The 22,753-nt window shown below is 65.0% G+C and carries 20 protein-coding genes and 1 pseudogene; 12 read left to right on the forward strand and 9 right to left on the reverse strand.

Annotated features, from left to right (window positions below):
* Positions 1-50 precede the first annotated feature (50 nt).
* The 4 genes from OG395_RS14070 to OG395_RS14085 are packed head-to-tail and all read left to right on the forward strand — an operon-like array spanning position 51 to position 7,092.
* A complete protein-coding gene (locus tag OG395_RS14070; protein WP_327243232.1) occupies positions 51-5,183 on the forward strand; it encodes a class I SAM-dependent DNA methyltransferase in 5,133 nt (1,710 codons plus the stop codon).
* A gap of 33 nt (positions 5,184-5,216) precedes the next feature.
* Complete coding sequence (locus tag OG395_RS14075; protein ID WP_327243233.1) at positions 5,217-6,446, forward strand: AAA family ATPase; 1,230 nt, start codon at positions 5,217-5,219, stop codon at positions 6,444-6,446.
* Entirely contained in the window at positions 6,443-6,946 is a 504-nt protein-coding gene (locus tag OG395_RS14080) for a hypothetical protein (RefSeq protein ID WP_327243234.1), read from the forward strand. The genes OG395_RS14075 and OG395_RS14080 overlap by 4 nt, the downstream gene beginning before the upstream one ends.
* Positions 6,919-7,092, forward strand: a complete 174-nt coding sequence (locus OG395_RS14085) for a hypothetical protein (RefSeq protein ID WP_327243235.1) — start codon at positions 6,919-6,921, stop codon at positions 7,090-7,092. The genes OG395_RS14080 and OG395_RS14085 overlap by 28 nt, the downstream gene beginning before the upstream one ends.
* 30 nt (positions 7,093-7,122) lie before the next feature.
* On the opposite strand, the gene OG395_RS14090 is transcribed toward OG395_RS14085, so the two are convergent.
* Positions 7,123-7,389, reverse strand: a complete 267-nt coding sequence (locus OG395_RS14090; protein WP_327243236.1) for a DUF397 domain-containing protein — start codon at positions 7,387-7,389, stop codon at positions 7,123-7,125.
* Positions 7,386-8,207 carry a DUF5753 domain-containing protein gene (locus tag OG395_RS14095; protein WP_327243237.1) on the reverse strand — a complete coding sequence of 274 codons (822 nt, stop codon included), beginning with the start codon at positions 8,205-8,207 and terminating at the stop codon, positions 7,386-7,388. Before OG395_RS14095 ends, OG395_RS14090 begins: the two co-directional genes overlap by 4 nt.
* A gap of 237 nt (positions 8,208-8,444) precedes the next feature.
* Here OG395_RS14095 and OG395_RS14100 point away from each other — a divergent pair, with 237 nt between their 5' ends.
* The 5 genes from OG395_RS14100 to OG395_RS14120 all read left to right on the forward strand — a co-directional run bounded on the left by OG395_RS14100 (position 8,445) and on the right by OG395_RS14120 (position 12,986).
* Positions 8,445-8,888 carry an ATP-binding protein gene (locus OG395_RS14100; RefSeq protein WP_327243238.1) on the forward strand — a complete coding sequence of 148 codons (444 nt, stop codon included), beginning with the start codon at positions 8,445-8,447 and terminating at the stop codon, positions 8,886-8,888.
* 130 nt (positions 8,889-9,018) lie between these two features.
* Entirely contained in the window at positions 9,019-10,230 is a 1,212-nt protein-coding gene (locus OG395_RS14105; RefSeq protein ID WP_327243239.1) for an AAA family ATPase, read from the forward strand.
* Positions 10,224-10,952, forward strand: coding sequence for a hypothetical protein (locus OG395_RS14110; protein WP_327243240.1), 729 nt, complete (start codon positions 10,224-10,226; stop codon positions 10,950-10,952). The genes OG395_RS14105 and OG395_RS14110 overlap by 7 nt, the downstream gene beginning before the upstream one ends.
* A gap of 141 nt (positions 10,953-11,093) precedes the next feature.
* On the forward strand, positions 11,094-12,509 hold the full coding sequence (locus OG395_RS14115; protein ID WP_327243241.1) for a hypothetical protein: 1,416 nt from the start codon (positions 11,094-11,096) through the stop codon (positions 12,507-12,509).
* A 216-nt stretch (positions 12,510-12,725) separates the two neighbouring features.
* Entirely contained in the window at positions 12,726-12,986 is a 261-nt protein-coding gene (locus OG395_RS14120) for a hypothetical protein (RefSeq protein WP_327243242.1), read from the forward strand.
* 45 nt (positions 12,987-13,031) lie between these two features.
* Here the strand turns inward: OG395_RS14120 and OG395_RS14125 are convergent, their stop codons facing one another.
* Positions 13,032-14,183, reverse strand: a complete 1,152-nt coding sequence (locus tag OG395_RS14125; RefSeq protein WP_327241110.1) for an ISAs1 family transposase — start codon at positions 14,181-14,183, stop codon at positions 13,032-13,034.
* Positions 14,184-14,636: 453 nt separating this feature from the next.
* On the opposite strand from OG395_RS14125, the gene OG395_RS14130 reads away from it, so the two are divergent.
* Together OG395_RS14130 and OG395_RS14135 are read left to right on the forward strand one after the other, a co-directional pair.
* Complete coding sequence (locus tag OG395_RS14130; RefSeq protein ID WP_327243243.1) at positions 14,637-15,800, forward strand: TRAFAC clade GTPase domain-containing protein; 1,164 nt, start codon at positions 14,637-14,639, stop codon at positions 15,798-15,800.
* Positions 15,797-16,141 carry a hypothetical protein gene (locus OG395_RS14135; protein WP_327243244.1) on the forward strand — a complete coding sequence of 115 codons (345 nt, stop codon included), beginning with the start codon at positions 15,797-15,799 and terminating at the stop codon, positions 16,139-16,141. The genes OG395_RS14130 and OG395_RS14135 overlap by 4 nt, the downstream gene beginning before the upstream one ends.
* A 153-nt stretch (positions 16,142-16,294) precedes the next feature.
* Here the strand turns inward: OG395_RS14135 and OG395_RS58320 are convergent.
* Positions 16,295-16,438 (reverse strand): annotated as a pseudogene (locus OG395_RS58320) (IS3 family transposase); the annotation flags it as partial.
* A 244-nt stretch (positions 16,439-16,682) separates the two neighbouring features.
* Positions 16,683-16,925, reverse strand: a complete 243-nt coding sequence (locus OG395_RS14140) for a hypothetical protein (RefSeq protein WP_442818556.1) — start codon at positions 16,923-16,925, stop codon at positions 16,683-16,685.
* A gap of 267 nt (positions 16,926-17,192) precedes the next feature.
* On the opposite strand from OG395_RS14140, the gene OG395_RS14145 reads away from it, so the two are divergent.
* Positions 17,193-18,860: a DUF262 domain-containing protein gene (locus OG395_RS14145; protein WP_327243245.1), complete on the forward strand. Its 1,668-nt coding sequence runs from the start codon at positions 17,193-17,195 to the stop codon at positions 18,858-18,860.
* Between the two features lie 124 nt (positions 18,861-18,984).
* Here OG395_RS14145 and OG395_RS14150 read toward each other — a convergent pair whose 3' ends face one another.
* The 4 genes from OG395_RS14150 to OG395_RS14165 all read right to left on the reverse strand — a co-directional run bounded on the left by OG395_RS14150 (position 18,985) and on the right by OG395_RS14165 (position 22,540).
* On the reverse strand, positions 18,985-19,557 hold the full coding sequence (locus OG395_RS14150; protein ID WP_327243246.1) for a transposase family protein: 573 nt from the start codon (positions 19,555-19,557) through the stop codon (positions 18,985-18,987).
* Between the two features lie 268 nt (positions 19,558-19,825).
* Entirely contained in the window at positions 19,826-20,341 is a 516-nt protein-coding gene (locus tag OG395_RS14155; RefSeq protein WP_327243247.1) for a hypothetical protein, read from the reverse strand.
* A gap of 103 nt (positions 20,342-20,444) precedes the next feature.
* Entirely contained in the window at positions 20,445-20,867 is a 423-nt protein-coding gene (locus tag OG395_RS14160) for a hypothetical protein (RefSeq protein ID WP_327243248.1), read from the reverse strand.
* A complete protein-coding gene (locus tag OG395_RS14165) occupies positions 20,867-22,540 on the reverse strand; it encodes a hypothetical protein (protein ID WP_327243249.1) in 1,674 nt (557 codons plus the stop codon). Before OG395_RS14165 ends, OG395_RS14160 begins: the two co-directional genes overlap by 1 nt.
* Between the last annotated feature and the right edge of the window lie 213 nt (positions 22,541-22,753).

The raw sequence follows: 22,753 nt of genomic DNA on the forward strand, positions 1-22,753 counted from the left end.
CCGCCCCTGTGCTTCCCTCTCTCGCCTGCTTCCCGCGAAGGTTCTGACTCATGACGTACGACTCCCTGGTCAACCGCGGTGACTATTTCTCCGCGCACTATCTGGCAGAGGTTCTACCCAAGGACCTCAAGTCCGGGCTGCTCGCCGAGTGGAAGCAGCGCGAGGACGAGGCGGCGGAGGCACTGAAGGCAGCGGCCGAGGCATCGGGCGTCGAGGCGGTTTCCGCCCCCGATGCCCTGCCCGTCACACCCCGTGCGGGGCTCCGCACCCTGCGCCGCCCGTACTTCCGGGCCCGTTCGTACTTCGCCCTCGGGGAGGAGCGCGACGCCACGGAGGCTGAGACGGTGGTGGGTGACGACGACGCCGTCACGTACGCCTCCCCGGAGTGGCGCGAGCGTGTCCGTACCCTCAATGCGGACGTGCTGCGCGCCCTCGGCTTCGACGCCAAGCCGGGCACGGTAACCGTCGAGCGTGCGGAACAGTCGTACGAGGTCCAGGTCGCCCACTCCGAGAAGGGTCTGATCGCCCTGGACTGCGGCTGGTCCGCCGAACCGGATGCCGCCCTGGACCCGAACGGCCCCGGCCGACTGCTGGACCAGCTGGTGCTCGACGGTCAGCATCGGGTGACCACGGGCTCCAAGCTCGCCTCGTTCCTCTTCGCCTGCGAAGACGCCCCCCGCTACGTCCTGCTGCTGGTCGGCGGCGTCGTGGTCCTCGCGGACCGTGCGGCATGGGGCGAGGGCCGGTACCTCGCGGTATCCCTGGACGCGGCCCTAGAACGCAACGACGTCAAGGCCGGCGGCGAACTCGACACCGTGGCGGCCCTGTTCGGCGCCGACTCGCTCCGTACACCGGAGGAAGGGGGCGAGAACCCGCTCGCCGGGCTGGTGGACAAGTCGACGAAGCACGCGGTGGGCGTGTCCAGCGAACTCCGCGACGGCCTGCGCATCAGCGTCGAACTGATCGCCAACGAGGTCCTTGAACGCCTGCGCGAACAGGGCGTCCGCCCTGAGGACGTCAAGGAACTCCCCGAGCTGGGCCGCCAACTGACCCGCGAGTCGCTGCGCTTCCTCTACCGCATCCTCTTCCTCCTGTATGCGGAGGCCCGCCCCGAGCTCGGCATCCTGCCCTCCGACTACCCCGAGTACCAGCAGGGGTACGGCCTGGGCCGCCTCGGCGACCTGGTCGCGGAACAGGACCTGGTGGATGAGAAGTCCCGCCGCGGCTTCTACCTGTACGAGTCGCTGGACCTGCTCTTCCGCAAGGTCCAGGAGGGCTACCGCCCGCGCCGCACGCACGGGGCACCTGCGGCGTCGTCTGACGACAAGGCTTCCGAGGACATCGGCCTGCGCTTCGAGCCGCTGCACTCCAAGCTGTTCGAGCAGGAATCCATCAAGCTGATCGGCGAACGCGCCGTCCGCGACCCCCGCCACGACACGGACGAGGCCGGCGCTTCGGGCGGCGACCGCTTCCTGGACACCCGCCTGCGCAACGCCACCCTGTACCGCGTGCTGCGCCTGCTGATGCTGACGCGCGGCAAGCGCAAGGAGCGCGGCGGCTTCATCTCGTACGCACAGCTCGGCATCAACCAGCTGGGCGCTGTCTACGAGGGCCTGATGTCGTACACCGGCTTCGTCGCGGGCGAGGAGCTGTACGAGGTCGCGAAGAACGGCGACCCGAAGGATGGCTCCTGGCTGGTCCCGTCGTCGCGTGCCGACGAGTACGCGGACTCGGTGTACGTCCGGGAGCGCGACGAGTACACCGGCGAGGAGCGGCGGGTCCGGCACGCGCCGGGCTCGTTCGTGTACCGCCTCTCGGGACGCGACCGCCAGACCTCGGCCTCGTACTACACACCGGAATCCCTGACGAAGGTCACGGTCCAGCTGGCGCTCCAGCATCGCCTGGACCAGGACGACACGGTGACCCCGGCCCGCGAGATGCTCGACTGGAAGATCTGCGAACCGGCCCTGGGCTCGGGCGCGTTCCTCAACGAGGCGATCAACCAGGTGGCGGCGGAGTATCTGCGGCGCAGGCAGGACGAGTTGGGCGTCGCGATCGATACGGAGAAGTACGCGCAGGAGCTCCAGAAGGCGAAGGCGTACATCGCTCTGCACAACTCGTACGGCGTCGACCTCAACGAGACGGCCGTGGAACTGGCCGAGGTGTCGCTGTGGCTGAACACGATGCACCCCGGAATGGAGGCGCCGTGGTTCGGCCTGCACCTGCGGCGGGGAAACTCGCTGATCGGCGGGCGTCGAGAGGTGTATGGCCCCGAGCGCCTGAAGAAGGGCGGCTGGCTGGGGACGACACCGGAGCGCTTCCCGCTGGCGGACGCGGTGGCCGGTGCGGAGCTTCCGGAGGGTGCGGTGCACCACTTCCTGCTGCCGGCGAAGGAGTGGGGCGCGGTCGCGGCCGAGAAGGAGGCCAAGGCGCTGGCCTCGGAGGCGGCGAAGGCACTGGGCGCGTGGCGGAAGGCGATCACGAAGTCCCCGAGTGCGAAGCAGACGGCCCGGCTGCAAGGCCTGGCCCGGCGGGCGGAGTACCTGTGGGGGCTGGTGGTACGCCGCCTGGAGATCTCGGAGCGGGACATCTCGCGCCGGATCGATGTGTGGGGCGCGGAGGAAGGGTGGCTGCGGTCGCCGGAGGTCGCGGTGCAGCGAGACAAGGTGTTGGACGACCTGGAGGCGGTGGACACCCCGTACTGGCGGCTGAAGACGCTCATGGACACGTGGTGCGCGCTGTGGTTCTGGCCGGTGCAGGAGGCTGCGCTGCTGGACGGGTCGGGTGAGCAGTACGCACGGGCGGCCGAGGTCGCGGGCGTGACGGCGGACCACGAGTCGGGCGTGCTCATGTCCTGGGAGACAGATGACCTGTTCGGCGAGACCACGGACTCACGGGAGCTGACCCGGGAGTCGGTGGAGCGGCGACGCAGCACGGGCCGCCGGAAGGAACAGATCCGGGAACAGCGACGGGCGGTCATCCCGCTGGCGGCACTGGAGGACTGGCTGGACTTTGCGGAGTCGCTTCTGGGCACACAGGAGGTCCCGTCGGACTCGCTGGTGGCGTCGTTCGCCACGCTGGACGAGCTGGAGCCGTACGAGGACGCGCTGCCCGAGCTGATGGGCATGGACCGGGCCCACTGGCTTGAGAATCGGTTCCCGTGGGTGGCCGTTGCGGGGGATGTTGCGGCGCGACAGGGGTTCTTCCACTGGGAGCTGGAGTACGCGCAGGTATTTGCGCGGGGTGGATACGACTTGCAGGTGGGGAACCCGCCTTGGGTGCGGCCGCGGTGGCACGAGGACTTGGTTCTCGCGGAGCTAGAACCGTGGTTCGTGCTGGCAGAGAAGCCGAGTGCGGCGGAGTGGCGCCTTCGCAAGCAAGACGTGCTGGACACGCATGCGGACGGCCAGGGTTTCCTTCTGGAAGAGCTGGCCGCCCATGCGGGCGCCGTCGCCGTGCTGGGCAGCCCGGTCGCGTACCCCCTCCTTCTCGGTACCCAGGCCGACCTCTACCGGGCCTTCATGGCTCGTGTATGGCAGAACATCACACCGCACGGCAGCGCGGGCCTGATCCACCCGGACACACACTTCGGCGGCGTACGCGAGGGTGTCATCCGGGCTGCCGCATACCAACATCTCCGGGTCCACGCGCACTTTGTGAATTCAGCAAACTGGGCATTTGAAGACCTTGACCGGGCTCAGCAATTCGGGATGCACATTTACGGCACGTCACAGGACCCTGATTTCCTGCACGTCAGCGAGCTCCGCGGCATCGACGTCCTCCCCGATTCGCTGATCCACGACGGACGGGGGCCAGCGCCCGGCATCAAGCACAACGGCTCGTGGGACATCCGACCGCACCGCAATCGCGTGGTGCACGTGAACACTGCGCTGCTGGCCAGCTGGCAGGCCTTGACGGGCTCAGCGGGTGGAGCGGCACAAACACCTCTGCTATATCCGGTCCTCGTGGGCGAGCAAGGAGCGATCGAGGCCCTGGCGGCCCATCGCAGCAGCCTGGCCGATTACTATCCGATGATCTCAAGGGGATACGACGAAGCCGGCGCCAAGAAGAGCGGGCTGATCTGTTGGGGCAACCAGGCCGTCCCTGAACTCGAAAGTGTCGTCCTCCAAGGGCCCCACTTCGCATCGGCACTTCCCTTTTCGAAGGAGCCGAGGACCCCCTGCCGGAGCAATAGGGACTGGGACTTGCTCGTGCCGACAGCGCTGCCCGAGGCGTGCGTCCCCGTGACCAACTATGTGCGGGCCACCGACAAGGCGACGTACCTCGCGGCCCAGGACTCCTGGCTCGGAAAGCCGTTCACCACGTTCTTCCGGCTGGCCTGGCGAAGGATGATCCCCTTCAACACCAGCCGCAGCCTGCAGGCCGCCCTCATCCCACCCGGCCCGGCCCACGTGAACGCCGTTATCACTGCGGCGCTCAACGACAATCGAGGCACCGCCCTCACCGCTGGCTTCTGGGCAGCGCTTCCAATCGACTATCTTCTGCGCATCACTGGACGTTCCGATCTCCAGGGAGGCGACGCTCCTAGGATGCCCGCCCCCGACCCCACCCACCCCCTCGCTTCCGCCCTCCTCCTGCGCACCCTTCGCCTAAACGCCCTCACCAGCCACTATGCCCCCCTCTGGGCAGAGCTGTTTGACCCCCGCTGGGCAGGCTACGAGAACTGGGCCAACCCTCACTGGCCTCGCCTGAAGCCCCTCGCCGCCGGTCTCAAGCCAATATGGGAATACACCACCCCTCTCCGCGCCGAACACGAGCGCCGCGCCGCCCTCGTAGAGCTCGACGCACTGGTAGCCCTCTGGCTCGGCATCACCGCCGACCAACTCGTCGCGATCTTCAAGTCCCGCTACCCACAGCTGTACGACTACGAGTCGGCAACCTACTTCGACGCCAACGGACGTAAGATCGCAGCCGACTTCAACACCTACGGCCACGGCCAGACCAAGGAGGACTACCTCGCCCTCCTAGACCACCTCGCCTCCCCAACCACCACCCCACCCCCCGCCGGCTACACCGCCCCCTTCTACAAAGCCGACCGCGAGACCGAAATGCGCGCCGCTCACGCCCACTTCCAGGCGCGCCTGGACGCCGAGATCGCCGCAGGCCGCTGGTCCCCGCCCGAACCGGCCCACACCCCCGAATCCACGCCCGTCCCGGAATGACCGCTGCCCCTCCCACCCGATAGGTTCGCGACCATGACCGGCCGTCTGCTCGAACTCCACGTGCAGAACTTCCGCAGTCTCCGTGACGTGACCGTCCCCCTCGGCCCCCTCACCGTGTTGGCGGGGCCGAACGGGGGCGGCAAGTCCAACCTGCTGAAGGTCTTCGACCTGCTCTCGGACATCATCCGGACCGACCTCCAACCCGCCCTGGACGCACGTGGTGGCTTCGACGAGGTCGCGTTCTGGAGCGGCTCGAAGCCGCCCACGTCCATGACGATCCGCCTCAAGGCGACCTGGACGACCCACGCCAGCGTCAACGCGCCCGACGAGTACGAGCTCACCGTCCGCCGCCGGAAACTGCGACACAGCGAGGACGCTTACAGCCTGTCCCGCATCGAGAGGTTCCAGTTCAAGCGGACTCAAGGACGCGGTCGGCGCATCACCGTCTCCGGCGAGGAGGCCAAGGTCGTCGACAAGCGGGCCGGTAAGGAGTCGGACAGCGGAAGCTTCGGCATCCAGCGGCTGAGCAGCGGTCTGTCCACTCTGCCGCGCCTGGCCAGTTCGGACGGCGGCGAAGAGGTGTCCAAGGTGGCTGACCAGCTCTCCTCCTTCAGAGTGTTCGACGTGGACGTGAGCGCTGCCCGCAAGCCCTCCCACCTACGTCGCAAAACGCTCTTCCTCCAAGAACTGTCTTCCGAAGCGGACAACCTGGCCGAGTTCCTGTTCTACCTCAGCCCCAACGACGACACCTGGCAGAATCTCGTAGCCGACGCCCGGACCGTTCTGCCACAGCTCGACGACATCGAGTTCGCAAGAGTCGGCGGCTCCGCCGACCAGGTGACCGTCATCCTCCGCGAACGAGGCCTGCGTCGCCCCACCCCCCTCGCCGACGCCTCCTACGGAACCGTACGTCTGCTCGGCCTCCTCGCCATGCTGTACGACCCGAACCCGCCGGCCCTCACGTGCGTGGAGGAGATCGACCACGGACTCCACCCGCAGGCCCTGGAACTGATCGTGGCACGGCTCCGCGAGGCGTCCGCGCGCAGCCAGTTCCTCGTCGCCACGCACTCCCTCGCTCTCGTGAACCGACTGAAGCCGGAGGAGTTCGTCGTCTGCGACCGCGACGAGGACGGAGCCTCGATCATCCCGGCGCTGACCACGGACGAGGTACACGCAATCATCGAGGAGTCCGGCGACCAGCCGCTCGGAGAACTGTGGTTCTCCGGCGTGCTCGGGGGCGATCTCACCGGCGGTGAACTGTGAGCAGCAAGTCGCCGATCATCCCGCGACAGGGGCGAGGCGTCTTCGTACTCGCGGGCGAGGACGCCAACGACTGCGACATCCTCGCGCCGATCATCCGCCAGGACCACCCGAACCTCGGCAGCGCCAAGCTCGTACGCATCAACGACCCGGTGCGCCTCAAGAAGAAGACCGGCCGCGACCTCGCCACGGCCGTGGGCACGCTCGTCGGCAAGGCCAAGGGAAAGGCGCTCCAGCAGCGCGGCCCACTGGTCGGCCTGGTGGTCCATGAGGACCTGGACGGCTTCACGGATACCCGCTACAACACCATACGCAGGGCCCTGTCCGACGAGCTCGCCCGCCAGAGCCCCTGCGATTCGGCACTCGCGCTTGCGGTCTGGGAGTCCGAGGCGTGGCTACTGCTCTTCCCTGCCGCGTTTCCCCGTGTCCGCCCCCGCTGGAAGTGCCCGCGCAGTTACGCGGCAACGACACCGGGATGCTCAAGGACCCCAAGGAGACGCTGAAGAACAAGCTGGGCGCGCCCTCGTTCCGCGAGAGCGACGGCCCGCTCATCGCGAAAGCCGCGTACGAGCAAGGCCTGATCCCCACCCCCAAGGGCAAGAACCGCTCGTACGACGACTTCGTGGCCGACCTCACCAAGTGGGAGTGACGGGCGGCTGAAGGGCCGTCCAGCCCGCGCTCACACCTCGCAAGCAAACCCGACGAACGCGGCCCAGGCCTCCGGAGCCAAAGCCAGACCGGGACGCGAGATGTCCTTGGAGTCACGGACGTGGATGGTGCTGGGGCAAGTGGCTACCTCGACGCATTTGCTTCCGTCCCCAGCGCTGTAGCTGGACGTACGCCATGCCATTGCAACCTCAACGCATTCCCCGCCGTCTCCAGCGCTGTGGCTGCTTTTGAACCAGGCAAGCTCGTCGGCGCGGCGCCCGGATTCATCCACACTCATGCTTCTCCCAACAACTTCTCAACCAGGGCCATCGATTCCTGCGGAGCTAGGGCCTGCCCGCGAATGGCCCCGTACGCGGCCTCCAACTCTCGGACTCTGCCCCGCTCAGTGTGCAGACGACCGTCACTCTGCACCTCCGTGTAGGCCACTCTCCGCCCATCCCTAGTTTCCATCAAGGTGAATGGCCCTGCGAGCCCGGCATGTTCACCGCGATCCAGTGACATCACCTGGATCTCCACATTCCGGCGTTGTCCGATCAGCAGCGTATGCTCCAGCTGCCCCCGCCACACGTGGTCTCCGCCGATCCGTTTGTGGAGGACGGCCTCCTCGACGACGAAGCTCAGATTCGGGACCGGACGTCGGTTGAAGATCTCTTGCCGTGCCATGCGCGACGCACACCTTTGGTCGACAACTTCCTCATCGAGAAAGGGGCGCCACTGCCTGAACACCGCTCGCGCGTACTCCTCAGTCTGAAGCAGCCCTGGCACAGCCTGATTCGCGTAGATGTGGAGCTCAACCGCGCTTTCCTCCAGCTTGGCCGCATACTGGAAGAACGACGGATACCGTGCCCGCGCCACCTCCTTCTTCATGGCAACAAGCAGCCCACCCGCGCCCAGCACCTCATCCGCCCGGTCGATCATCTCCGGCTTCGGAATCCGCCGCCCCAGCTCCACCGAGGCGATCTGGTCCTCCCCGTACCCGAGCCGCGACCCCAACTCGGCCCGTGTGAGCCTCTCCCGCTCCCGCAGCAGTCTCAACTGCAGACCAAAGCACCGCAGGAAGCTCACGGCCCCGTCGTCCTGCTCCGTCTCCGCCATCGCTCACCCCACCACGTACACCACGCACACTCGGTCCGTCACGGACGTTACGCACAGCAACCACACCCTCGCACCTCAATCCGCACCGCTCCCCCGAACGGGTAAGCCGCCTCGCCCGGGCCCAGTTCACCCGACACCTGTCAGCGGCGTACGGATGCAACAGGCGGCCGTACAGCCCGCCCCCGTACAAGCGTTGCTGCTGGTGAACGGGGTGTCGGTCCCGGCAGCCTCGCTCCCATGACCTCCCCCACCGCCTCGCCCGAGGACGAAGTGACACACCCCCGCGACTTCGTCATGCGCTTCACCTCCACCCCACGCGGCGCCCGCGTCGCCCGGCTCCTGGTCGGCGAACGGCTGGACGCCTGGGGCCACCCCTACAGCTCGCCCATCCACGACACGTTCTCGCTCATCACAGGCGAACTGTGTGCCAACGCCGTGCAGCACGGCCACGTCCCGGGACGAGACTTCCGCGTCCACCTGACGGAGGCGGCCAGGGTCCTCCGTATCGAGGTATCCGACACCCGCACCGAGCGCCGCCCCGACCACGCCGGCCGGCCTACCGCACCGCCCGCAGACTCCGAAACCGGCCGCGGCCTCCTCCTCGTCGAGTACCTCGCCACCCGCTGGGGCGTCACACCACGTGTCGGCGCCCCAGGGAAGGCCGTCTGGGCCGAGTTGTGAACGAAACGGGAGGTGCATAACAGGAACCGTATGCAGATCATATGACTCGTGCTTAGACTGTGGAATCACACCGTCTTCACTCCCTCTTCACGATGTGACTGGCCGTCACCTGCACTGATTGGCCCACAGCTTGAACCGTCGCCTTCTCCATCTGACTGTGGAGAACTTCCGCACCCTCACCCGGGTGGAACTGCCCCTGGGACCGCTCACCGTCATGGTGGGCCCCAACGCGGCAGGCAAGTCGAACGTTCTGCACGTCTTCGAGTTCCTGGCGGACATCAGCCGTTCGGGTATCGATGCGTCTCTCGAGGCCCTTGGCGGGTATCCCGAGGTGTCATACCGGGGTGGCGCGCGATCGCCCGCCTCAATGCGTATCGGCGTCCAAGGAATGTGGACGGAGCACGCCACCGAATCCGAGCCGGACAGCTACAACCTTTCCTTGCTCTATCGGCGGCGGGCCCACGGCGAGCTCGACGAATATGTCCTGTCGCGCAACGAGCGGTTTGTCCAGCACCCTCTTCCGGACGGTCCGGCCGTGATCAAGCTCCAACGGACAGCGGCCTCCGTCAGCGGCCAGGAACCAGCGGATAGGCAGACCGAGCGCCTCACCGTGGGACGGATGGACAGCGCACTGCATGCCAAGCTCGCGCTCCCTTCGAACGCCCCTTCGCTGACTGCCATGCAGACGCTGTCAGAGCATCTGCGGGACATCCGGGTGTTCGACGTGGACGTACGCGCCGCGCGGCGGCCGTCCCCCATCGGATTCCCCGGACTGCTGCTGGCCAATGACGCTTCCAATCTCGCGGACTTCCTCATGGAGCTCCGCGGAGAGGACGACGTCTGGGAAGCCCTGATGGACGACATCAGGACTGTGCTCCCGCACATCGAGGACATCGAGGTGCGTCCCGTCACCGGCCGGGGCGACCGCGTGACTGTTGTTCTCAAGGAACGGGGCTTGCGTGGGACCACCCGGCTGGCCGACGCCTCTTTCGGCACCATCCGGCTGCTCTGCCTCCTCACCCTCTTCCACGACCCGCACCCACCGGTCATGACCTGTATCGAGGAGATCGACCACGGCATCCACCCTCATGCCCTCGAACTCCTCGCCCTGCGCTTGAGAGAGGCCAGCGAGCGCACTCAGTTCCTGGTGACTACGCACTCCCCAGTCTTCGTCGACAGGTTGGAGCCGGAGGAGTTCGTGGTCTGCGAACGTGACGACCTCGGCCGGTCTCGCATCCCGGCCATCAGTACCGAACGCATCCACTCGATTATCGAGGCATCCGAGGGGCTACCCCTGGGCGAATTGTGGTTCTCCGGCTCGGTGGGGGGCTCGGCATGGTGACACGGGGCAGGAAACAGCAGGGAACGGAAAGGTCGATCATCGTCGTGGCGGGCGAAGGTCACTACGACCGGCAGGTTGTGGAGCATCTTCTGCCGGCCCTGCTGCCCGCCCCCTGTCCGAAGGTCGTCCACCTCAAATCGGACGTGACCAGGCTGTCCAAGGCTGACAAGCAGCTCACACCGCGGGTGGACAGGTTGCGGCAGCTGGCAAACGCCATGGCTGCGGGGCAGGAGGCACGCCTGATCGGCGTCGTCATCCATGTTGATTTCGACGCCGTCGCCGACGAGAAGTACCGCGCTGCTAGACATCGAATATCCGGTGAGCTACGACGCGCATTCGGTCCTGCCGTCTCCTCCGCACTGGCCCTCGCGGCGTCGGAGACAGAGGGATGGCTGGCGCTCTTTCCCGACGCGTTCACGCACCACAACAGATCGTGGAAACTCTCCCCAGCCGACTGCCGCCGGGACTGGGGAACGGTCGAGAAGGCCAAGGAAGGTCTCATGAGAGCGCTCAAAAAGCCTCCGTACCGAGAATCCCACGCCCCTGAGATCATGCGCGAAGCAGTGGGACACGGTTTGATCTCCAAGGGTCCTTCTGGAAGGAACTGCTCCTATACCGACTTTGTGGATGAGCTGGAGACTTGGAGATCCTCACATCCTGCAGCCGCCCCAGAATCCATGGCTGGTGGCCGTCGAAACAAGCCGCGCATGCCCAAGAGCTGAAGAGTCGGAGATCTGCCTCTACGGCGGGCGGCCGTAATCCCGTAGCATTCCGAAATGCCAACCCAGCACATACCACCCGTTCATGGAACTCCGTCGGCTAGCGGTGACGAGATCCCAAAAGAAACAACATGGAGAGGCCGCATGGCCGATGAAACGAACTCACAGAACACCAGATCTTCCTATTTGCTCGACGGGCGGCGGGTGACCCTCTCTGATCTCGTTGACGCGGAACTCCTTCTGCCCGGCGAAAAGCTGAGGTTCGACCAACCCCGCAAGGGCAAGATTCACCGTGCTGAGATCACAGACTCTGGCGGCGTCCGGTTTGAAGAATACGAGTACAAGTCACCCTCAAGTGCAGCCGCAGCCGCCGCGGAGATACGGGCTTGCGACGGCTGGCATGCATGGGCGCTCGACTCGACCGGAGAGATGCTCGACAGCCTCCGACAGAAGTTGCTGGATCAGGTCGCTGCCGATCCAGAGGAAGCAGCGGACGAAGCCGCGGAGGCAACAGCGCTCCCACGAGTGCAACGACACGAACGACTGAAGAATGCCCGGGTCAACGCCGAAGCCGGAACACCGAACACACTCTCCGTCCGAAGTCTGATGGATTGGTGGGGCGCCAAGAGCCGGGGCAATATTATAAGTCAGCAGATTGAGGCAGATTTGGCTAATCACGGCCTGGTCACCTCCCCGAGCTTCCGCAAGGTTTCCCTCGATTCCACGGTCGAGATCGTCACATCACAGGAATCCGAGGAACGCGAGAAGGAGTTGCCGACAGACCTGCCTCTCACCGTTTCCAGCGAAGATGATGACGACGCGCTCGAGGTTGGCCTGACGGTGGGCAATGTGGCATCTGCACTTAATGGGGTAACATCGGTATCACCCCATTCAAATTTCGATGAAGCCATCACTCAGATGGTGATAAACGATTTCTCCCAGGTGGCAGTCCTCCAAGGAAAACACAACCTGCGGGGAGCCGTCACCTGGCAATCAATCACTCGGGCACGACACGCCAATCCCTCTGCGACCTTCGCCGACGCCATCATCCCTGCCCAACCCGTCCCGTATGACCGCGAATTGATAGATGTCCTCCCTGAACTGACGGAGCGAGATTTCATTTTTGTCCGCAACGACAAGAACGAAATCGCCGGAATCGTGACAACTGCAGACGTTGTTACCGCCTATGGAGAGTTGGCGGCACCATTCTTTCTCATTGGCGAGCTTGATCAGCGACTCCGTCAGATCATTTCCCGAAATTTTAACATCGAAGATGTCAAGATCATCTGCAACTCGGATGGACGGAAGCCCATCACCTGCTTCGACGATATGGCTTTCGGTGATTACCAATGGGTCCTGCAGGCCGCAGATTCCTGGACGCGTTTGGGTTGGGCGCTGGACAGAAAGGTATTCGCCGCCAGGCTCGATGAAATCCGCTTGATTCGAAATGACATCATGCACTTCAACCCGGACTCACCGGGTTTCGATTCCGTGCAGAAGGTCCGGAACATGATCAAGCTAATCCGGGACTACGGTCACGACGCTGACGCCGAAGTGTGATGGCCAGCAACCACAGTGAGGCATGAAGGGCGAGCGAAGATCGCGTAGCTTCCGGCAGACCCGTCCAGAACCTGGCCACCGCTCGAGCATCACACCGCGCGCCCGTGCCTCCGGAAAGATTGTCTGGGCGGAGCTGTGAAGCGATCTCCTGCGCGAGGGGCCACATCTTCCTTACTCCGCTGCGGAGTTGGCGGTTCATGAGGAATCATGCTGCTCATGGCTCAGCTCGAAGCGCGCGAGGTTCCCCTGCACAAGGTCTTCCGCAGCGACTACGACTTCCGGATCCCGGACTACCAACTCCCCCACGCGCGGGAGACCGATCAGGCGGAACAGTTGCTTGCCGACCTCGAAGAGGCTCTGCTTCGGGGCAACGGGAAGCCATACTTCCTGGGCTCCCTGGTGCTCGTCAAGGACAGCCGCGCAGCCAACTACTACGCTCGACACCAGCCCCAACCGGCGGCTGTAGCCAACGCATAGACCCCAGGGGCGCTGCAAAGTCTCTTGATCTTGTGAGTGCGCCGGTCAGGCGATGCCCAAGAGGTCGAGTGGGCGGGTGAACGGTTCGTAGGAAGCGTGGCGGAGACCGGCGGCGATGTTGCTGTGCCCGGCGTCGCGGAGCGTGTTGATCGCCAAGTTCCGCAGGCTCGCCATGTTGTCGGGCCCGTGGCCGGTCCGAACCTTCGAGGCGTCCTCGCGGAAGGTGGTGTCGCGGACGAAGTGCAGCCGGTTCTCGATGGTCCACTGCGACCTGGCGAGTTGGCCCAGGCGTTGGGGCGAGGCTTGATGCGAGGTCAGGTCGGTGATCGCGTAGACGGTCTGGCGGGTGCACGCGCCGGTCTTGAGGTCGGTGCGGTGGCGCAGGATCCGCACGGCCTGGACGGCGTGGGGGAAGTCGAGTCCGAGGTCGGTGACCGTGAGGACCCTGGTGACGCGGGTCTCCTTGCGTCCGTGGCCCCTCTCGCGGTCGTAGCGGCGTGCGGTGACGTCCTTCCACGGCAGTGACCGCACCTGTCGGTGCAGACCGGGCTGGTTGGCCTTGACCACCAGCAGGTAGTGCGCGTTCTTCTCCTCGACCAGGAAGCGCGCGTGGGCGCGCTGGGTGTGCAGAGCATCGGCCGTGACGGTGACCCCGGTCAGGTCGTAGGGCTCCAGCAGGGCGGCGAAGCAGGTGATCTCGTTGGTCTTGTCGGGCACCCGCAGCTGGGTGACGGTCCGCCCCTGGTCGGTCATCGCGGCCAGGAGATGGGCGGCCGGGCTCTGGTCGTGACGCGACCCGCGGGCGGCCTTGCCGTCCACGGCCACCGACTGTGCGCCTGCGGGATCGGCGCCGGTCAGGTCGGCCAGGCCGCCCGGGCAGACACGGCCGAGGACCCGTCGGATCGTGGCAGCGCTCGGCGGAACGCGCACGCCCAGCGCGCCTACGGTCCGGGCGCCCAACCGGGCCAGCGTGTGCTGCGGGGCGCTGGTGGACCACTGCCCGATCGCCGCGTACGACCGGGCGCCTGCCACCACCGCCGAGGCAGCGACCAGCAGCACCGCCACGAACGGGTGACGCACACCGCGCCGGCGCCGGGGATCAGGCAGCAACCGCAACCGCTCCACCAGCGGAAGCACTGCGACACCCGCCAGGGTGGGCGGCTTGACCAGACAGACGGTGGCAGACTGACGACACATCGAAACTCCGGCGAAGCAGGGCGACTTGGGAAGGTCACCCCGTTCAACCGGAGTTTCGTTGCTTCCGTGACGGGTCACCCTCGACACCCTGCAGCACCATGACCTGCAGACTCACCTGATCATCGGGACTTTGAAACGCCCCTGGCATAGACCCTCCACCGACCCCGGAGCGCTTCACAACGGCTGTATGTGGTCAGCGGTTGTGCCTGGTCTACGCCGGCGAATAGAGCACATGGGCCCGCCCTCAAGGATGAGGGCCCGTTTGCGTCTGTACTCAGCGGCGTAACCGCGCCGAGCTGCTTTCAGCGTATGGACCCTCTTTGGTTTGCAGCCTTGACAGCGATTGCCCGTGCCAAGCGGTATGAGCCGCCTGCACTTGGTACAGGTATTGAATGACGGCGGAATCTCTCATCTAAGTTACTCGCGGAGCCTCCTGTTGTGTATGCTCCGCATATGCAGGTGAGCAGAGCGCTAGAGCAGCACATTGCAGTGTTTGGCGAGAGCGGCAGCGGCAAGACCGTCATGCTCTCCTCCTTCTACGGAGCCACGCAGGAGCCTCGGCACCTACAAAAGAGTCTGTTCCATGTCGTGGCGGACGAGATTGGCCAGGGCACTCGGCTGCATCGAAACTACCTTGGCATGAGAGATTCAGCGCGACTACCCGCGTCCACCCGTTTCTCCGCCACGTCCTACTCTTTCTCAGTCAGGCTGAAGGATGGGTTCGATGCCAAGGCGATAAAGGCCAGACCTTTCGACGCCCTGCGCCTCGTTTGGCACGATTACCCGGGGGAGTGGTTCGAGGAGGACGTGAGCGGGCCAGAGGAGACCCAACGCAGGGTTGACACATTCATGTCTTTGCTGAGCTCTGATGTCGCGCTCTTGCTGGTGGACGGTCAGCGGTTGCTGGACAACGTTGGAGAGGAAGAACGGTACCTGAAGTCGTTGCTGACCAATTTCCGCAACGGACTGCTGTCGCTCAAGGACGATCTATTGCGGGACGGCAAGCCTCTCGTCGAATTTCCGCGTATCTGGATAATGGCGCTGTCAAAGTCCGATCTGCTGCCGAACCTGGACGTGTTCAAGTTCCGGGATCTCCTCATAGAGAAGGCCGGCGATGACATAGTCGAATTGCGCGAGGTGCTCGCTGGGCTAGTGGAGGCCAGCGACGCGTTGTCCGTGGGTGAGGACTTCGTGCTGCTTTCGTCAGCGAAGTTCGACGCAGACAAGATTGAGGTGACCAAGCGCGTTGGTCTAGAGTTGATCTTGCCACTGGCCGCCATGCTCCCATTCGAGCGGCACGTCCGGTGGGCCCAGTTGAAGCAAATCCCTGTGAAAGTGGCCGAGAGTCTGCTGGGCGGCGCCGGAGCTCTGGCCGCTGCGCTGATCGGACGCAAGGTCAAGCTGCCTGGCTCAGTAGGCCTTCTGCGGAACCTTGTCGGCTTCGTTCTCTCGAAGGAAGTCTTGAACGAGGCGGCCAAGCTGGCAGGGGACAAACTCAGGGATATCAACTCCGAAGCGCTGGCCAAACAAGACTACCTAACAGCCACGTTGACCCGCTTCCGGATGGACTTGGACAGGGGCGAAGAGGAGCAGATCCTTCTCAGGAGCTGTAGGTGAGCCTCATCTGGGCCACTCGTGGGCGGACCTGGGGTTTCCGGTTTCTCCGTGACGGGGGATACAAGGATCCGCTCCGGGTCTACGACGACGTCTTCTCGGGTGTCGCGGACGAGCTGGAAGTCTGGCGCCGCGTCGCCGAGAAGGGGGCGCTGCGTTTCCCAGATCCTTTGGGACGGCAAGACAGGGCCGGCAGAATCATCCCACACGATTTCGTCGTCTTCGGGTCCTTGGCCGATAAGGTCGACTCGATTGAGGACGCTCGTCGGCTGATCTGGCCCCAGGTTGCCGACGAATTCGCCCGGGTCTGGGAGCTGCCCCAGCCGCCCTCGGCTAGCAAGTGACTTCAGCGGCATACTCCATCTCGCCAGCACGCTCAGGGCTGCCAATTACTCTCGTGCAACGTGCAAATCCATGCCCACTCCGCCCCCACGCGGGGCACTTAAGTGGCACGCGTCAGCCTGTCAGCGGCGAGGTCAAGTACAGCGGCTAGGTCATTTTGGGGGCAGCTCTCGGGCGAAGAACGCTGCCGCCCGCGGAAGGTCTTCGTTCTCCTGCTCGACGAGGCGATTGCGTTTCTTCAACTCTCGCAGCTCGGCGGCATCGGCCTGTGTGACACAGGGCCGGACGCCGTTCGATCTCGGGGATCATGAGTTTCTTGTTGCCCGCACGGTCGGTCGTACTCGTCTGGGAAATCGGGCCTGGAGAAGCGCCTTCACCCCGGACAAGCGTTGCGCGGAACTGATCGAGATCAGTCGGCGCTTGAGCCGTTCGCCGGTAGCTACCGCCGGCTGCTCTGCACGGTAGCCGGATTGAACGACTTTATGCCACGAGACTTCAGACTCCGGATTACCGGGCATGCCTGCCGTGGCCGCAATAATTCTGTTACCGCTGCGTCACTGCTGGGCATGTTACGCGCAAAGAAAAAGCCCCCGCTTCCCTTGTAAACAAAGGGAAGCAGGGGGGCCGGTGGTAGTCGCGGCCGGTGTGGCGGAGGGCGGCGGCGATGTTGGTCTGGCCGTCCTGGCGGAAGATGCTGTTGGCGAGGTTGCGCAGGGAGGCCATGGCCCGGGGCAGGGTGCCGGTGCGGACCTTGGAGTCGTCCTCGCGGAACATGCGATCCCGCACGTGGTGCAGAAGGTTCTCGATTCCCCAGTGGCCTCTGATCCAGGTGGCGAGCTCGGTACAGATGTTTCTTATGTGTCTCGACAACCACATGATCACCAGCACCGTGCCTGCTCTGCTCTGCGGTGCCCTCTACGCACAACAGACATGACGGCGCGTCACTCATGAGACGGGCGAACCGGACCAATCCCAATCGTGCAGTGCCCTTGAGGGGCCACATCTTCCTTACTCCGCTGCGGAGTTGGCCGTTCATGAGGAATCATGCTGCTCATGGCTCAGCTCGAAGCACGCGAGGTTCCCCTGCACAAGGTCTTCTGCAGCGACTACGACTTTCGAATCCCGGACTACCAGCGCCCCTACGCCTGGGAGACCGAACAGGCGGAACAGCTGCTTGCCGACCTCGAAGAGGCTCTCCTGCGGGGCAACGGGGAGCCGTACTTCCTGGGCTCCCTGGTGCTCGTCAAGGGCCGCGCGGCGGAAGCCGACGTCATCGACGGTCAGCAGCGGCTGACGACTTTGACCATTCTGCTGGCTGTGCTACGCGATCTGGCTCAGCAGCCCGATGTGGTGACCAACCTTGTGGCGATGATTGCCGAACCGGGGAACACCGTCTTGGGGCTGAAAGCCAAGCCCCGGCTTACCCTGCGTCCTCGGGATGCCGACTTTTTCCACCAGCACATTCAGACCCTGGGTTCCATCGAGAAGCTCCTGGAGCTGAATCCGCATAACCTGAAGACTGACGCACAGAGGGCTCTGCAGGCCAATGCAAGGGTCCTGCAAACAGCCCTGACGACCTGGAGTGACGATCAGCGCCTCGCGCTGTGCACGCTGATGGGCGTCCAGACGTTCCTTGTCGCGGTAAGTACTCCTGATCTGGACAGTGCCCACCGGATCTTCAGCGTAATGAATTCCAGGGGCCTTGACCTGTCGCCTGCGGACATCTTCAAGGCCCAGGTCATCGGAGAGATTGACGAGGAAGCTTCGGAGACGTACGCCACGCGGTGGGAGGACGCAGAGGAAACTCTCGGTCGTGACGACTTCTCTGATCTATTCCTCCACATCCGCATGATCTTCTCCGGAGAGCGAGCCCGACAGGAGCTGCTCAAGGAGTTCCAGACACAGGTCCTGGTTCACTACAAGCAGGGACGGGCCAGGGAGTTCGTCGACGAGGTCCTCGTTCCCTACGCCGAGGCGTTCGCGGTGATCCGCGACAAGACGTACTCGGCCGGTGAGGGGTCGGATCAGGTCAACCTGTGGTTCCGTCGCCTCCTCCAACTGGACAACAGTGACTGGTGGCCGGCTGCGTTGTGGGCGCTTCGGCACCATGGAGACGATCCCATGTGGCTGGGTTCGTTCTTCCGGTCGCTGGAGCGCCTCGCGGCGAGCATGTTCATCCGACGCGTCTACACCACTCCCCGTGTGCAGCGTTTCGCTGAACTGCTCAAGGAACTGACGGCAGGCGGCGGGCTCGAAGCTCCTTCCCTTCAGCTGACCGAAGCGGAACGGGCCGAGACGCTGACTCGCCTTGACGGCGATGTCTATCACGAGACCAAGACGCGTCGATACATCCTGCTGCGGCTCGACGAATTGGTGGCCGAGGAGGATGTCGTGGCGACGTACGACGCTCCGCGCATCACTGTCGAGCACGTGCTTCCCCAGAATCCAAGCATCCCGTCGCAGTGGCGGGCAGACTTCACCGCAGACGAACGTGTTCGGTGGACACACAGGCTCGCCAATCTGGTATTGCTCAGCCGCACAAAGAACTCTCAGGTTCAGAACCTCGACTTCACCGTCAAGAAGGAGCGATACCTCAGGCGGGGTGTGGTCACGTTTCCCCTAACCACGCAGGTACTGGGGCAGGACACGTGGACACCGGAGCACCTGAAGAAGCGGCAGTCCGAGCTCCTCGGCCTGCTCACCACGGAGTGGCGACTGTAAGCGAATGGGCGAGGTATCCGATCGCAACCTTCCCGGCATGGAACGCCTGCGGGATCCGTGTTCCTCACCGTGCGTTCCTTCCAGGCGAACCAGGACGGCATCGTTCAGGGGATGGCCGGATTGATCACGTGATGCAGAGAATGACCAGAGATCGGGTGGCATTGCGTGCGCGATGACGTAGGCCGGCAGCGATGCCGGTGTGCCCGGTGAGACGGAAAGCCCCGAGGGCGAGATGGCGCAGGCCGACCATGCCCCGGGGAGCGGGACCGGTGCACACGCGCGAGGCGTCCTCGGTCCAGGATGTTTCGCGCACATGGTGGATCCTGTTCTCGATTCCCCAGCGTCCGCGGACGCGGAGCGCGATCTCGGATGCGCCGACCCGGCGCACGGTGGCCTTGGACGGGGTCGTGGGACCGGGCGGTTCACGGGCCGGGCCGCCGAGAGTGGCGAGCACGGCGGGTGGTGCGTCAGCGGCCCACTCCGCAATCGCGGCAAACGACTTCGCGCCGGTCAGCGCCGCGCACGCAGCGAGCGCGAGAACGAAGGCGAAGGGGTGACGGCGACCCTCGGCCCGGCGCGGATCGGGTATTGCGGCCAGGCACACGAGCAGGCCCGGGTGCTCCCCGGGAGCAGGAGGCCGGGCAATGGCGAGTTGGCCGAGGCCGACGGGCCTGAGCGATGATGAGCGGGCAGACACGGTCCTCCGCCGTGGTGATCAGAGACTCGACACCTCTTGATCACCCAGAGATCGTGCCTGCCTGCATTCCGCCCCGGACCATGAACTCCGCAACCTCATCGTCTATCTGAACCGGCATCAAGCCAGACTGAACCTCTGAACGATGCCTCCCTTGTTACGCAACCGCATGATCGGTTTCGAACAGAAGAGGAACCCGGAAGCACACAACTGCCCTCTGAGCTGCGGCGACGGGTCAGTTGGAGCCGGTGACCCGGTTTGCGGAGCGGGCTCATGAGTACGGCTGCTCGTCCTGTGTTCCCATAAGCCCGTCGGCGACTTCCCCAGTGGGCCGCCGCCGGTCCAGCGGCCCGGAGACGTAGGCATCCATGCCCGCTGTGGCCAAGGGATAGAGGGGAGCCGTCTGGAGATCGTCGTGCAGGCGCAGCAGTACATGGTCGTCACCCACCAGGCAGTCGGTGGACGGAAGGGTGTGGGACAGCAGGCGGCCGAAAACGTCGCAGGCCGCCCGAACGTCCACCTTGTCGAGGCCGAGCCAGACGTGCAGCGTGCCGTCCTGAACTGTCAGCTCGACGTCGATGCGGGTGCCTGCCGCCTCGGCGGCTTCGCCGCACCACGTCAGGGTCTCGTCCAGCGCGCCGAGGTGGACGGGGAGCGGACGGAAGACCTCCTGACGCATGTCGTCGCGGACCGTGACGCCGGTGGCCGGGGCCTGGTCGCGCCACCAATCCTGTACGACGTCGCGGACCGAGGCGGTCCGGCTGTGGTGGTTACGGCTGATCGCCATCACGTGATCGATCCGGTCAGATCCGCTGAACGACGCCCCGCTGCCAGGCGAACCTGAACGGACGCGGCGGGGCGAGCCGGAAGCAAGAGGAAGTCAGTAAGCGTCAACCGGCCGCCGTCGCAACAAGGGACAGAGCTGACGACACCAGTGAGACGACCCCCGGGGCACCACCGCAGCGATCCGAGAGCTGACGGAGCAGGGACTGCGCGACGACCCGGCCATCGGGCTCGTCGGGCCGCTGTTGCCGAATCGTGGTGAGCAGGGCGCGGACTGCCTCGTAGTCAGGGATGTCCGACCGAGCGCGGGTCAGTGTGGCGTCGAGAGCTGTCAGGATCTGCCCCCACTGAGCCGTGTCGGCCGTCTCGCCGCCCAGGCCCACGTGACTCTGGGACGAGGCGATCGCGCCGGGCTGATTCTGGGCCTGCCCCATGACACCGTTGTTGATGATTCCCGAATTGCCCTGCGGTCCCTGGTTGTCTCGGCCTTGGCCTTGGTCGCTGTTGTTGCCGTTGTTCCTGCGGAACATCAAGTCGTTCCTTCTTTGGATGTTGACCGGTTATCGGTCTTGGACATGGTGGAGCGCTCGGCGCCGGGCTGGTTCTGAACGTCCCCCATGACGCCCGTATTGATGACCCCGCTGTTCTCCAAGACGTACGTCACCTGCTTCATGTACGCGCCGGTGTCGACGTTGTGTTCCGTGAGAAACGCAAGCACCGACTGGAAAACTCGTCGTTGCATCCAGTCGACATAGCGGCGGGCGTCGTCGTACTGGAGCATGTCGTCCATGACGCGGGACGAATAGACCTCCCGCAGGCTGACCGGTCCCTCACCCTTGTCCGCATCGGGACGGCGCGAACGGAACGGTCGGCGGAACCGGTCGAGCAGATCGATGAGGTCGAGCGCGGCGTTGGCGGCCATCCGTCCGTGGACGGCCCAGCCGCCCCGTTCCCCGAGGCGGACAGCCGCTCGCAGGGTGGGATGGATCGGGTTGACCACGTGGGGGCGGACCGTGACCCGCAGGTAGTGATGCTCGTACGCGAAGCTGATGTAGAGGGAGGCGACGAGTTCCCCGTCCCAGGAGACGATGCGGGTACACAGAAACCTTCGGGCCTCCTTGGTCTCCTTGTTGGCGCCGGCTGCCCCTGTGCCGTCCCGGGCGAGCGTCAGCAGCGACTCCCATTGCGCTTGGGTGATGTCGCGCCAACGCTCGGCGGAAACCGCCGCAACATCGAAGACGACGAGATGGTTCTCAGGGTGGAAGGCGCGTTTCGGGTCGAACGGCTTACGGAGATCAGCCCCGACGTAAGTGTGCAGGTCGTCCGGGGTGAAGGGGGCGACGCCGCCCGCGGCGCCGTGGGCGGTGTTGATCAGGTCGTTGACGCTGCGGAACACCTGGCGCACGAGGCGCGCCTCCTCGGACTCCCCCTCCGTGAAGTCCTTCGGTAGTGGCGGCGCCACATCGATGCCGATGGCGGACTCGAACGAGACGGATCCGGCTCCCAGGAAATGATGTCCGGATTCTTCCCGCCCAGGTGTGCGGAGGGCATACGGCACTACCAGGCCGTCCCGCTGTTGTGGCGTCGCACGAAGTCTGCGGCGACGGCGTGGGGACACCCACCAACGGTGGTCGAGCTCGGGACGGTTGTTCCACGGAAAGGCTCGCATCCTCAAATGCGCGATAAGGCGGTCCGCGTAACAGGCAGCCCAGGTGCAGGCCACCAACACGAGCAGCAGGGAGAGCGGTCCGGCTTTCGTTCTGGCTGCGACAGTCACGGTGCCGGCGAGCGCCAGGAGCAGGAGCACTCGGCGTATATGTGTCAGCAGCTCGGCTCCGGCGGCGGTCTGCAGGACGGGGGTGAGGTGGAAGCCCTGTGGCGGGACCGGATGGCCGCGGGCCACACGCCGGCGGACCCAGCGCACATAGTCGTGTCCTAGCGGAACCCGCCCCTGTTCGCTGACGGGGCGCAGTGGAAGAAGCACTTCCCTTATCCGCGCCTGTCGCAGCACGCGCTTCCGGTTGGTCAGGGAGACCCACACGAGGAGAGGCACCACACGTGCGTACGTCCTCGCCAACCGTTGGACGTGTTCGACACGGTCGTCCCGGAAGTACGCGGCAGCACACAGCCAGTGGGTGACGTCGGAGTGGTCCTGACCCAGGTCCGAAGCGTCGACCGGGCCGGGCACTACAGGCAGGGGCATGGGTGGGGTCTTGTCCGACCTCGACGACCTCTGGGGTGGAACAGCCTCCGCCGCTGTTTCCGTGCGCTCGAAATCGGCACCAAGCCCCATTCGCTGCCTCCCCGTTGCAGTGGGTGACAGCGTCGGGGACGGAAGGCGGTTCCGGGAAGGGTTCGGTTTCCGGAAGAATCAGTTTCCGGCCACTGCTGCTCCAACTGTCAGTGACCGGGGATA

Source organism: Streptomyces sp. NBC_01320 (assembly GCF_035974375.1).
GTDB lineage: Bacteria > Actinomycetota > Actinomycetes > Streptomycetales > Streptomycetaceae > Streptomyces > Streptomyces yanii.